The following is a 13,360-nucleotide window of genomic DNA, read 5'->3' as shown; positions in this document are numbered from 1 at the left end:
ATAAATTGCATCTGCCAGGAAGAAGCGCCCGCATGTGGCTTGAGGAATAACGCAGCGTCGCAACGTTCCTGAGTGAAACTGTTTACTTTTACATCAATTACACTAATATAAATTTCAAAGCGGTTTTGTATTACGAGAAGTGCAAAGCCGCTTTTTTATTTCTAATTGTCACAACATTGCTGCGAAACATATTATCGTGGCTAATTATGAAAAATAAAAAACAAGGAAGGTTATGACTAATATTTTACGTATTGCTGCGATGATTTCTGCTACTACGCTTTTGTTAGGTTGTGGTGGTAGCGATTCAAACGATGCACTCGACGACCTCAACGCTAATCGCGCAAAGTGGGAAAACGCGAACATCGACACTTATCAGTTTGAATATCAAGTTTCATGTTTTTGCACCGAAGAAACCACGCTACCTCGCTTAGTCTTGGTAGAAGGTAGTCAGGTCACCTCTCAAACTATTATTGAAGGCAATATTGCCTTACCCTTAGATGATGAAACTACAGAAAGCATTGATAGCTTGTTTCAACTTATTGCATTAGAAGAAAGCCGCGCAGAATCGCTAACGGTAAAATACGACCCTGAACTCGGCTACCCGACCGAAATTAGCGTTGATATCAACGAGCAAACAGCTGACGACGAATATACCCTAACAATTAGTAACCTTGTTGCCGAGGGCGATGTGGCCTGTACAGCAACGGTAGAAGATGGCCTCTTGCTTTCGGTAACAGATCAAACAACGCAAATGCCGATTGCATGTGGCGTTACGGCTACTACAATGGAAGGCGCATATTCTGAAACTGTTATGGTTGATGATACGGATTGTGCAGATGACGGTTTGATTGCAATGCTTGACGAACGTCCTGGTTTTTACACCCTCACAGTACAAAAACAGGGTTATCAAGACTATCAGGTAGATAATTTAGGCATTGGTAAAGACTTGTGCCATGTGTTGACCAGAGAGTTCAACGTAGAGCTAGTTCCTGAATAACTATTGCTCAAAGATTCACGAAAAAAGCCTGAACCATAGGAGGGTCAGGCTTTTCTCGTTAAGTTGTCTTTTTATCAGACGTGTAGGATCAGGGCACAAGCACCATTTTGCCTTTCACCTCTCGGTTCATAACCTTCGCCATGGCTTTTGTGGCCTGTTCTAATGGCAACGCTTCATCAACTACTACTTTAACTTTGCCTTGCACGTACCAAGTAAGCAACTCTTGCATGTTCTCAGCAAAGCCTTTTGGATCGTGCTGAGTGAATGAGCCCCAAAATACGCCCATGACCGAATAACCTTTGACTAGGGCAAGATTGACTGGAAATTTAGGAATTTCACCGCCTGCAAAGCCAACCACAAGTAAACGCCCTTCCCATGCCATACTGCGACTACATGCGTGGAAGGTATCGCCACCAACGCATTCATAAACTACGTCAACACCTTTGCCGCCAGTCACTTCTTTCAGCGTCTCTTTTAGGTCTTTTTCTTTGTAGTTAATTAAAACATCAGCGCCATGCTCTTTGGCAAGCGCCAGCTTTTCTTCAGTTGAGCAAACCGCAATAACTTTAGCGCCCATTATTTTGCCTATCTGCACAGCTGCTAAGCCTGTACCACCAGCAGCACCCGTTACAACCAAAGTTTCACCAGGCTGCAGCTTTGCCCGTTGTTTCAAAGCGTGATGGGCTGTTGCATGGGCAGTTACAAGGGCTGCCCCTTCGTTTACGTGAATGGGATCGGGTAACGGCATGACATGCGTGGCTGGGATTAGCGCTTTTTCTGCATATCCACCTAAGTTAGAGAGCGCGATAACTCGCTGCCCTTCTTTTAAATGGCTTACTCCCTCACCTACTTCGCTTATAGTACCCGCCACTTCGTTACCTGGCACAAACGGGAAGTCTGGCTGCATTTGATACAGACCTTGCACCAACAACCCATCGGGAAAATTCACCCCAGCCGCTTCCACGTTTACGACTACATGCCCTTTTTTAACCTCCGGGTCTGCAACGTCCTTGAATTGAAGTTCATCAAGTGGCCCGAAAGATTCGCATACAATTGCTTTCATACTGTCTCCAGTTAACTTGTTCGACGTGCCCACCGTAAATAGCATGGCAAGTCATTAAATATGTTGTGTGGCGTTTATTCGCTTTGGTGTATGGTTTGGTTTGCAATTTGAGCGAGCGGTCGCACCATTGCGCCTAACTGCATTGCCTTTTCACTTGATGCATTGCCATCGTGAGCGCGCTTCACTACACCTTGTAAGATAGCCGCTAGACGGAAAAAGCTAAACGCTAAATAGAATGTCCAATTATTGATCGCGCCAATTCCCCTGCGTTTGCAATAGGCATCGATATACTCTTTTTCTGAAGGTATTCCTAACTGCTTTCTATCAAGCCCACCTAGACCAGCGGCGTGTGCAATGTCAGAAGGCAAACGCAGTTGCATACACTGGTAAGCCAAATCGGCGTAAGGATGACCCAAGGTTGAAAGCTCCCAGTCTAATACTGCAACCACCTGCGGTTTATCTGTATTAGACATATCGAACATCATATTGTCTAAGCGAAAATCGCCGTGAACTAAGGACACCTGGCCATCGTCTTCAGGCAAATTAGTTTCAAGATACTGAATAAGACGCTCAATCTCTTCGATATGCTCAAGTTCAGATGCTCTGTACTGCTTTGTCCACCTACTCAATTGTCGCTCAAAGTAGCTGCCAGGCTTGCCGTAATCACTTAAGCCAGCATATTCAATATCAACGCTGTGAAGCGCAGCAAGAACTCGATTCATTTCATCGTACATTGCACCGCGTGTTGCAGAAGACTCTACTTCCGGTAACGCGCTGTTCCAGAAAATATCCCCCTCCACAAACGCCATAATGTAAAACATACTGCCGATAATGCTAGTATCTTCACATAAATGGTACGCTTTAGGCACTGGCACTTCTGAGCGCTGCAAGGCGTTAATAACGCGGAACTCTCTGTCTACTGCATGCGCAGACTTCAATAACTTACCCGGCGGTTGGCGACGTAATACATAAACGCCGTTATCCGTGGTTAGCTTAAACGTAGGGTTCGATTGTCCACCTGCAAATTTATCAGCGCTTTTAACGTGGCCAACACTTGGGCACGCAGTAGATAAGTATTCATTAAGCACCGTTAAGTCTATTGCATGTGGCGCATTAGCTTTGTCGTTTGACACACTTACTCCTTACGCGTTTTTTTCAGCAATTAAATTGCGTCCAAGCTGCATCATATGAACTTCATCTGGGCCGTCGGCCAGCTTAATGGTGCGCGCATACGCATACATCGCTGATAGCACAAAGTCTTGACTGGTTCCGGCAGCACCATGCATTTGAATGGCTTGATCTATAACTTTACATGCCATTGTGGGCGCTACAATTTTGATAGCAGCAATCAAGTCTCTCGATACCTTATTGCCGTAGCGATCCATTTTGTCTGCCGCCTTCAATGTAAGCAAACGAGCTTGTTCAATATCGCAGTGCATTTGCGCTATGTTTTCTCTTATCGACTGCTGTTTTGATAAGGGCTTACCAAAGGCGACACGCTGCTCAACACGCTCACATGCCATGTCTAAAGCCCGCTGTGCACAGCCAATAAGACGCATGCAGTGATGAATACGACCGGGCCCTAAACGACCTTGGGCAATTTCAAACCCACGGCCTTCTCCTAACAATAAGTTCTCAGCCGGTACGCGTACGTCTTCAAACAAGACCTCAGCGTGGCCTACTGGCTCATCGTAGTAGCCCATCGCTGCCATGGGGCGCACAATAGTTACGCCTTTTGTATCCATTGGTACCAAAATTTGAGACTGCTGTTGGTGGCGAGGGGCATCAAAATCAGTTTTGCCCATTACCACCATTATCTTGCAGTTTTCGTTCATAGCGCCGCTGGTATACCATTTACGACCATTTATTACATACTCGTCACCATCACGTTTAATAGATGTTTCTATGTTGGTTGCATCGCTAGACGCTACTGCAGGCTCAGTCATAGCGAAGGCGGAGCGTATTTCTCCGTTTAACAATGGCTCTAACCACTGTTTCTTATGCTTTTCGTTACCGTATTTGGCTAACACTTCCATGTTGCCTGTATCTGGAGCGCTACAATTGAATATCTCCGCACTGAATAATACACGGCCCATTTCTTCGCAAAGCGGCGCGTACTCAGCATTTGTTAGACCTGCACCGTAAGGCTTGTATTCTTCAGGTAAAAACAAATTCCAAAGCCCCGCTTCTTTGGCACGTTGCTTTAGCGTGTGCATCATTTGCGGGGTTTTCCAACGACCTTCACCGTCACCGGCTGAGCCATTTTCTACGGCGTGAATGTACTCTTTCTCAATCGGATACACTTCTTCTTTCATAAACGCTTTTAGCTTTTCTAAAAGCGCTTGGGTCTTTTCATTATATTCAAAGTTCATAACTGCCCCATTTAGCTGTAGGTAATGGCGTGTAACCTGTCAATCACATCCAGGTGAGGTACGCTGTTGAAGTTATTTAGGTGAACACCTCGCGCATTAGCGAAGCATTGCGAAAAACTGGCATTGCGAATTTGTAAGTTCATATTCACAACGGTTTTAGAATCGTAGCCAAGGATGTGTTTGAGCATCATGGCAATAGCACCACCAGAACTAACGACCAGCACTCTTTTAGCATCTGTCGTTTTAAGATGAGCAAGCATAGAGTGAACTCGGTCTTCAAATTGCTTCCAAGTTTCATCTAGCAACTCGTGAGCAAGTTGATCTTCAGACCAGGCAATCATTGCTTTTTTAAGCAGGCGATAATATTCAGAGGGCGATGCCCCTTCTGGTACTTTTGCTTCAGGAAATCTTGTTAGATACGCTTTAGCTACCGCTTGAAAATTAAATTCATTAAGCGCGCTATGCACTGTTGCATCAGGCAATGAGTATTCGCTAGATGCTATACCTTTCGCAATGCCCTCTTTAGTTTCGTGATGGCGAACCATATCGCCAGAAAATACCGAATCGAACTGAATGTTTCGATGCTTAAAATAATCACCAAGCCAGATAGCTTGTTGCCCACCTAACTCACTAAGTTTGTCATAGTTCGCTTGCCCAAAAGATGCTTGGCCATGGCGTACTAAATAGATGTCTGTCATACCGCTGCCTGATGTTATGAATATGTTAACCAATTCAAATCACATACTAAGTAAAACAGCAGTATAAGTTTAATTAATATTTTGAATGAGTATGCATCATGTGAAACTATGAACAGGCCTTTTGTGATCGTTAGGCAAACGTTTTGAACAAAACTTGACTTATTCGCCGCAATTGCGTGGAATATGCTCACTTAATTTGTCTACTTAATAGGCAAGCAAAACGTCTTATTGGAGTAAAGACGAGAAAATGTAAAGGACTGCGCGCACATGGACGCGACTTTGTCGTGATAAGTTTCGCTGGAGGCGCTTAGCTTCTAAACGATAAAAAGAACTAAAATGAAGTCATTTACATACGCCTTTCCCTGCCATCCTGTAAATTTAAGAGCAACAGTAAACCCTATCACTTATTACCTTTTAACTACGCTTATATTTTCTGCTAGCTCTGTTAGTGCCCACGCTAGCGCCGACGATGGCACACAAACGCAAGTTGCGAATAAGAAACTCGAACACATAATAGTTCAGGCTCAGAAGACATCACAAAATCTGCAGGACGTTCCGGTGGCTGTCACAGCCCTAAGTGGTCAAGATATGGTAGAAACCGTTAGTCGTGACATGTTCGACTTACAAAACTACGTACCTGCATTTGGCGCGTTTCAAAACCAAAGTGTGACTAATTCAGGCTTTTCTATTCGCGGTATCGGTACTTCTTCTCAAAACTTTGGCTTCGAGTCATCGGTAGGTCTGTATGTTGATGGTGTTTACCGCTCCAGACAAAATGCACTAATTAGCGATCTAGTTGATATTAAATCTATCGAGGTATTACGCGGGCCCCAAGGTACCTTATTTGGTAAGAATACCGCCGCTGGCGCGATGACGGTATCAACCGTGGCGCCTTCACACGGCGAACGTAATGGCTTTGCTGAGGCTATTGTTGGCAATGACAACTTGGTTCGCTTGAGTGCAGGATCGTCGTTTTCACTTATCGACGATATTCTTGCCATGCGAGTATCTGGATTTAGTTCCCATGGCGATGGCTTTATTACCGATGAGGCCAGCGGGCAAACCCTAAACAACCGTAATCGGTCTGCGGTAAAAGCGCAGCTGCTTTATACACCGACAGAAAACATTAGCGTAAGATTGATTGCCGATTACGGCGAGCTAGACGAACGGTGCTGCGGCGCACTGACGTTTCAAAATAACATTCAGGCCAATGACATAGCGGGTAAATTCGGCACTGATGCGCTGCTGCTTCAACCGCCATTCAACGCAACTATTTATGGGCGCGATAGCTTTTACGACTATAGAACCTCGCTGTCGCAAACTCCCCTTTCAAAAATGGAAGACAAAGGACTATCAGTTCAAGTAGATGTGGCTTTAAACAAGGCATGGGATTTAGTGAGCATAAGCGCGTACCGCGCGTTTGATAGCTTAGATACGGTAGATACCGACTTTTCTGATGCGGACCTTCTTACTGCCACTAACGACGCCAGGCAACAGTCGTTTTCTCAAGAAGTTAGATTGCATTACACCAGCGAGAATGTGCGTGGATTAATAGGCGCTTATTACTACAGCCAAAACTTAGATCTAATCTTTGATACTACCACGCAAGATGATTTTAGTGCGTTCTTTAATGCCGCCGCGCCCGATCTACTGCCTTTGGCTGATGCCATCAACGAGCTATCTGCATTTACATCAGGCTTTATTGCGCCTGCTGCAGCACCAGCGCCGTCCGGTACTGCTTTTGTACACTCGGCTAATCAAGAACAAGACAGCATTGCTGTATTTTCTCAGTTCGATTGGCTGCTAAACCGCAAATTTACGCTAACCACAGGCTTACGCTATACCCGTGAAGAAAAATCTATTGACGGAGCTTATGACGAACGAGGCCCCGGTATTGATGGGCTAAGTCAAAATCCTGCGCAATGGCCTAATATCGGGCGTGCAGTACAAGGTTTACAAGGCATCGCTGCAGCCTTGACTGTGGGCCAAGCACCGTCAGCTGAATCACTCAATGCCATCGCACCTTTTCAGCAGGCAGGCTGGGGGTACTTTTTCTTAGGCTCGGCAGCGGTTATGCCTCGCCCTGATTTAAACGAGCAGCTTGATGATTCCCAGTTAACCGGCACAGTGAAACTGGCTTATCACCCCAACGACAACACGTTAACCTACGCCAGTTTTGCCACAGGTTACAAAGCAGGCGGCACGAATACCGACAGAATTTTACCTTCGCTTAGCCCGCTTTTTGATGCTGAAAAATCAAGAAGTGCCGAAATAGGCATTAAACACGATTTTGAAGAATACGGCGTTCGCGTAAATGCCGCGGCGCACTACACACAAATTAGCGACTTTCAGGCGACGACCTTTACCGGAACAGGTTTCAACTTGCAAAATGCGGGCGATATCATAGTCAAAGGTGTAGAGCTTGAAGCAACGTGGTTGGTAACAGAGAGCACCGAATTACATGCCGTTGCATCGCGCACGCTAGCGAACTTTGATGAGTTTGAACGTGGCACCTGTTGGGTAGCGTACACGTGGCACACGGGCATCGACGACCCGGGCCGTGCGAACCCTAGCGATCCTTTCTGCGCAAGAGACGGAGACCGCGTGGGCTTCGAACCACAGAATTCACTGTCACTTATACTGAATCACTATTTCGAAGTTGGAGATTATCCTGCCTCCGCCAGTATTGACTACCAATACACGGGGGATGTATTCCTTGACGATGCGAACGACCCGTACAAGTACGCTGACGACTTTTCGTTATTTAACGTTCGCGTAAGTTTCACTATTCCACAATGGAATAGTGAAGTTATTGCATGGTCGCGCAACGTATTCGACGAAGAGTACGTTGCCCGAAGCGGATTTGATGTGCCAGTACAAACCGGAAAAATTATGGCCTACCCGGGTGCACCTAGAAGCTTTGGCGTTACTTTTAGAAAGTCTTTCTAACGATTCAAATGCGTAGGTTTTGTATGAAACACAGCATGACACTGTGCAATAACAGAAAGTGCAATATGCTCAGGTAGTTCACCGCCTATATCAAAGCCAGCAGGGCTCGCGAAATACTGCGTAAAATCGGTATTACCAAGCCCTGCTAAATCCATAATTTCTTGTTTGCGGTGCAGTGGCCCGAGCATTGCCGTATAGGTTAACGATTGCTTGCTTAGCACCTGCAGCGCCTTTGCATCTATTTCGCGGTGATGGGACATAAGCACCGCCGCTTGAATATTATGTTCGCCCATGTGAAGACGTAAGCCTTCAGTAGACGGGTCTTCAATCAAGTAATTTACCTCGGGAAAGTGTTCAAGTCTTGCTTGTGCGGGCCTTGGATCCCAAAGGCTTACTAAATAACCCTGTAAACTAGCCAGTTTGGTCATAAAGGTAGCGTCGTACCCACCTCCTACAACAAGTAGGTGGATAGGTGGCAGCATTAAAACCGACAATGTACGCTTACCATTAACAGTATCTAGCTCGGCCTTTCTAGGTGTAGCAGTATGGTCTTCCAATTCCGTACACTCACCCAAGGTACCGTCTACCGCGCAGTGCCACTCACACGCCTTTCCGCTTGATAAGGTTTTACTAACCACATCCAAAGATAGATAACTATTATTTTCATTAACTGGCACGAGTGCTAGATGCACTACACCGCCGCATCCAACACCTAGCTTAAACGCAATATCTTCTTCATCTTCATCGTCATAAACTGCAGTACGGCTAACGCCGTCAGTCATTACGCGCTGGGCTTTTTTAACGATGTCACTTTCTAAGCAGCCGCCGCTTAATATTCCTAGCTGATGCCCTGCATCACTAAACAGCATCATGGCGCCTGCTTTGCGATAGCATGAGCCTTCCGTTTTAAAAATAAAACCTAACACCCATTTGTGTTTGTCCTTAAGTGGAAGCCACTGCGCAAGCAAATGGTTAACGTGATTACTCATAACTACCTCTGATCCCGTCTGACCTGCTTATCGCTGCGATGCTGCTTTAGCAATAAATGCAGCCAATGTTGAAGGCTCCTGCGCACCAGCCACACCCTGATTACCAATCACAAACGTAGGTACGCTTTGAATACCGCGCTGCATCCAAAGGGTTTCTTCTTCACGCACTACTTGCGCGTATTTTTCACTTTTGAGCACTTGTGCTGCATCAGATTTATTAAGACCTACAGCCTCGGCCAGTTCTACTAGAACACCAAGATCGTTCACGTCTTTACCCTCAGTGAAGTAGGCGTTAAACAAGCTGAGCTTCATTTCTTCTTCAAGGTCGTTTTGTGCTGCAAAGTGAATAAGCTGATGGGCTTTAAAAGTATTCTGCATACGGGAGTCGTCAGTGAAATTAAATGCAAAACCCAACTCTTCACCTGCTTGTACAAGTCGTGCTCGGTTCTCCACACTTTGCTGCTCGCTAATGCCGTATTTTTCCATAATGTGTTCACGAAGGTTTTGTCCTTCAGCAGGCATATTCGGATTTAGCTCAAACGGATGGAACTTGATATCTACTTCAATGTTATCAAGGGTTTTAATCGCTTCTTGCAACCGCTGATACCCCACGATACACCATGGGCACACCACATCAGATACCATATTAACCGTTACTTTCTGTACATCTTGTGTACCTTGCTCACTAGCTGCCATGATAGGACTCGCTTTATTGAAGTCATGAATTTATAAGGGCTTAGATAAGGTTACAAAAAGAAACTTCAACCCCATTTAGCAATTATTTTCGTTGTCACCTGTCAGTTTTAAAACGCCTTTTTTGAACCGTTTATATCGGCATGATGAATGGGCGTGAGTTTATCTAAAGCTTGGCGCGCCCAAATCTCGTAGCCCTTAGAAGACGGATGAAAGCCATCTTCAGCCATTAAGCCGCTTCGCTGAATATCGGCAACAGTACCACCTAAGTTAAGCGCGGTAACATACAATATTTCTGCGTTAGAACATGCTGTTACGGATTTAACCAATGCTTGGTTTAACAGTAATGCTCGCCAGCCTAACAGTGCCCGTAGGGGCTGTGGTAGCGCAGGAAAACAATGAATAGGCGGTAATGCTGTAAACAGTATTCTTTTGCAACCAAATTTGTGCGTTAAAAGTGTACTGATGGCATCAATATTTTGCTGCCATCGCTTTAGTGACACAAATTTAGTGACATCGTTAACACCTATAGAAATAAGCGCAGACGAGAAGTTTTCGCAGGGGAGATCTCGCAGAAGACTAATCACATCTTCGCTTTTAAACCCCGTTTTGGCATGCAGCGATACGCGGGCTGGGCCAATTTGACTAAGGCTAGAATACAATAAACCAGTTAGTGCGCCCTGTTGAGTTAAAGCGCCTACGCCAGCCGCAGCAGAATCACCCACCACTAGTAGATTAGTGAGGGGTAACAACGAACCTTCTACTGAAGCTAGTACACGCTCTCCTTCAGGTTCTGGCAGCACAGTGGTCTTTTTTCGCACCCACAGCGCCTGCATTAAAACGACAGGGGAAAGTAAAACAATAGCTAGGTTTAACGCCAAAACCTTGAAGTAGATCAAATCATATACCTTAGCAATCACATAAGCTTAAACCATGAAGCTCAATTCACGCCTATTCATTTAAAGACAAGTGCAAACATATGACTCACGCTATCACTGTACAACACCAAGCCGTATCGACAATTACCAAATATGCGCTTAATACTCCTCGTTATACGTCTTATCCCACTGCACTTAAGTTTGAGCCATTGCAAATCGACCCGTTGCCGCAAGCATTAAACATTTCTAAAGCTCCTGCGGTGAGCCTATACGTGCACATTCCGTTTTGCAAAACACTATGTTATTACTGCGGTTGCAACAAAATGGTAACCCGTCACAACGAAAAAGCAGACGAATATTTAGACTACATAGAAAAAGAAATTCTGTCTAAACGTTATTTAACAGAAGGTAGGCGCGTGGTTTCACTCCATTTAGGAGGCGGCTCTCCGAGTTTCCTAAGTGAGACTCAACATACCTCTTTAATGTATCTGCTTAAAAAACATTTCACGTTTGAGGCAGGGGCCGAGCTATCTATTGAATTAGACCCTAGAAACATAGATAAATGCTACCTTCAAAATTTAAAATGTTTAGGTTACACGCGTATCAGCTTTGGCTTGCAAGACACCGACTATAACGTACAGAAAACGATTAATCGCGTGCAAAGCACATCGCACATTGCCGACTTAGTGTTTGAAGCACGCTCGCTTGGTTTTGACTCAGTCAATTTGGATTTAATATACGGTCTACCAAACCAATCACTAGATACTTTTTCTTCAACCATTGCCGCTACGAAAGCCATGATGCCAGACCGCATCTCGCTTTTTAGCTACGCACACCTGCCTGAACGGTTTGCCGCGCAGCGCAAATTTGCTGAAGAAACACTGCCAAGCAGTGAAGAAAAAGCGTCGTTATACGACCTTGCCGTTAAAAGCTTTACGAGCATAGGTTACGAAATGATTGGTCTTGACCATTTTGCCCTAAGCAAGGACTCTTTAGCCATTGCCAAGAATAAAGGTGAGCTTCACCGTAACTTTCAAGGGTATACCTTACGTGGCGATGCAGACCTTATAGGGTTCGGCGTGTCAGCCATTAGCACCATAGGTAATGCATACGCTCAGAATGCTAAAGATCTAAAGGAATACTATAGTCGATTAGACAATTACCTACCCTGCTCAAAGGTAGGACTTTCGCTTACCGTAGACGACCTTATACGCAGAGACGTAATTTCTAGCCTGATGTGCAATCTAGTAGTTGATAAACAAGCTATTGAAAGCAAACACCACATAAAATTCGATGAATATTTTGCTTCAGCTTTAGATAATCTTGCAGAGATGAAGCAAGATGGGCTTATTGAAATTACATCCGAGTATATTCGAGTGCCAGAGTCGGCGCGAATTTATATACGTGCAATTTGTGCGCGATTCGACGCCTACTTGAATAGAAGCGAAACGCTGAGTAGCTACTCCAAGGCCATCTAAAATTAAGGTAATTTGAAACGCGCAATTACTTGCATCCCAACATCAAGCTTAAGACGCGATAAAGAGATACAGCTAATACTGGCATAAAGGGTTTGGTTACTGTTTAGTACATCAAGTTTTAACAACATTTTCGCGCTGTTTACGGTCGCTAGCTTTTTAGGGGTTAGCTTTGTATCTGTGAGTTTTGTATCGGCGTTATTTTCTGGCTCGTTCAGGGGACTGAGTGGATTCACCACGGGTTCGATGCTAGATATAACACATGGCAACGCATTTAAAATACTGATTGTGCTGGTGTTGCCAAAGTCAGCAGTATTGGTATCGATACTTACATCACAAGCTTTAACTGCAAAACGAACAGATACTTGGTCACCGCTTTGCTTAGGCAAATAGGAGACCGATTCTGCAGTGACGAATATCTCTTGCCCCGCTACCTTAACGCGCTCAATTCCGTTTTCCGACTGGCACTGCTCATTGCCTTGTAAGGGCAAAACACTTTGACTTTGTTGCGTTTCGCTACCGTGTTTATAGCTGACAACGGCGTTTTGTGACCGGTTGATGTCGTGTGCTTCGCATTGCTCAGTAACTTTAACTCCTTCAAGTACGCTAGACGGCGTCCCCCCCCTTCTTTTTCGAATACATGAGTCAACACATCGCGCGTTTTTCCACAAAGCTCGGTGCGGCCTTTATCAATATAAATTAGTTCGTCACTGAACAAGGCAAGGTCGTCTAAATCGTGAGAAATAACAAAGCAGGTAAGCTGCCCTGTCATACATAGATTATTTAAAAATTGATAAATTTTACGGCGGGTAAAAATATCGATTGCACTTAATGATTCATCTAGCAATAACACATCAGGGCCATTTACCAAGGCTCTCGCGATCGCTACCCGCTGAGCTTCTCCACCAGAAAGTGCTTAACCGGTTTATCGATCAGATGCTCGCTGCAACATCCGCGCAAACTCTCTTCAATAGCCAGCGCATACAAGCTTGCGTGGCGTTGTGCTAAGGCCAAGTTGCCACGTACATCGGTATGGGGAAATAACATGGGCTGCTGAAATACGATACCGACTTTTTTATCAGCCCACGGTGTTTGAACTGTTGCGTTTTTTTCTACGCCAGCTAGGGCGCGAAACAAGCTGCTTTTTCCTGCACCTGATGGACCAGTAACACCAATAAAGCGGCTTTGAGGCTGAAGTGAGATTTTTGCGTTAATGCGATTAGAAAGTCGTGCTGATATTTGCATA

The 13,360-nt window shown here is 45.0% G+C and carries 10 protein-coding genes and 1 pseudogene; 3 read left to right on the top strand and 8 right to left on the bottom strand.

Features of this window, described 5'->3' with window-relative positions; translation table 11 throughout:
- The first annotated feature begins 232 nt into the window (after positions 1 to 232).
- A complete protein-coding gene (locus tag ACXACS_RS10430) occupies positions 233 to 997 on the top strand; it encodes a DUF6174 domain-containing protein (RefSeq protein ID WP_474806356.1) in 765 nt (254 codons plus the stop codon).
- A gap of 88 nt (positions 998 to 1,085) precedes the next feature.
- Here ACXACS_RS10430 and ACXACS_RS10425 read toward each other — a convergent pair whose 3' ends face one another.
- From ACXACS_RS10425 to ACXACS_RS10410, 4 genes are all read right to left on the bottom strand, one after another.
- Positions 1,086 to 2,060: an NADPH:quinone oxidoreductase family protein gene (locus ACXACS_RS10425; RefSeq protein WP_474806354.1), complete on the bottom strand. Its 975-nt coding sequence runs from the start codon at positions 2,058 to 2,060 to the stop codon at positions 1,086 to 1,088.
- 74 nt (positions 2,061 to 2,134) lie between these two features.
- The gene (locus tag ACXACS_RS10420) at positions 2,135 to 3,193 is read right to left on the bottom strand and encodes a phosphotransferase family protein (protein ID WP_474806351.1); all 1,059 of its coding nucleotides are present in this window, start codon (positions 3,191 to 3,193) and stop codon (positions 2,135 to 2,137) included.
- A 9-nt stretch (positions 3,194 to 3,202) separates the two neighbouring features.
- On the bottom strand, positions 3,203 to 4,432 hold the full coding sequence (locus tag ACXACS_RS10415; protein ID WP_474806349.1) for an acyl-CoA dehydrogenase family protein: 1,230 nt from the start codon (positions 4,430 to 4,432) through the stop codon (positions 3,203 to 3,205).
- A gap of 11 nt (positions 4,433 to 4,443) precedes the next feature.
- Positions 4,444 to 5,130: a histidine phosphatase family protein gene (locus tag ACXACS_RS10410; RefSeq protein WP_474806347.1), complete on the bottom strand. Its 687-nt coding sequence runs from the start codon at positions 5,128 to 5,130 to the stop codon at positions 4,444 to 4,446.
- Positions 5,131 to 5,466: 336 nt separating this feature from the next.
- On the opposite strand from ACXACS_RS10410, the gene ACXACS_RS10405 reads away from it, so the two are divergent.
- Entirely contained in the window at positions 5,467 to 8,079 is a 2,613-nt protein-coding gene (locus ACXACS_RS10405; RefSeq protein ID WP_474806345.1) for a TonB-dependent receptor, read from the top strand.
- Here ACXACS_RS10405 and ACXACS_RS10400 read toward each other — a convergent pair.
- The 3 genes from ACXACS_RS10400 to ACXACS_RS10390 form a co-directional block, all read right to left on the bottom strand.
- Positions 8,076 to 9,068 carry an XdhC family protein gene (locus ACXACS_RS10400; RefSeq protein ID WP_474806343.1) on the bottom strand — a complete coding sequence of 331 codons (993 nt, stop codon included), beginning with the start codon at positions 9,066 to 9,068 and terminating at the stop codon, positions 8,076 to 8,078. The genes ACXACS_RS10405 and ACXACS_RS10400 overlap by 4 nt on opposite strands.
- Before the next feature lie 27 nt (positions 9,069 to 9,095).
- Positions 9,096 to 9,764: a DsbA family oxidoreductase gene (locus ACXACS_RS10395; RefSeq protein WP_474806342.1), complete on the bottom strand. Its 669-nt coding sequence runs from the start codon at positions 9,762 to 9,764 to the stop codon at positions 9,096 to 9,098.
- A 107-nt stretch (positions 9,765 to 9,871) separates the two neighbouring features.
- A complete protein-coding gene (locus ACXACS_RS10390; RefSeq protein WP_474806340.1) occupies positions 9,872 to 10,660 on the bottom strand; it encodes an SGNH/GDSL hydrolase family protein in 789 nt (262 codons plus the stop codon).
- 80 nt (positions 10,661 to 10,740) lie between these two features.
- Here ACXACS_RS10390 and hemN point away from each other — a divergent pair, with 80 nt between their 5' ends.
- Entirely contained in the window at positions 10,741 to 12,117 is a 1,377-nt protein-coding gene (gene hemN / locus ACXACS_RS10385) for an oxygen-independent coproporphyrinogen III oxidase (RefSeq protein ID WP_474806338.1), read from the top strand.
- Positions 12,118 to 12,119: 2 nt separating this feature from the next.
- On the opposite strand, the pseudogene ACXACS_RS10380 reads toward hemN, so the two are convergent.
- Positions 12,120 to 13,359, bottom strand: a pseudogene (locus tag ACXACS_RS10380) (ATP-binding cassette domain-containing protein).
- Position 13,360: the final 1 nt, after the last annotated feature.

This window comes from Alteromonas sp. AWM4_230, assembly GCF_056158305.1.
The sequence above is the reverse complement of the archived record's forward strand: the minus strand, read 5'-3'. Positions and strand labels throughout refer to the sequence as shown.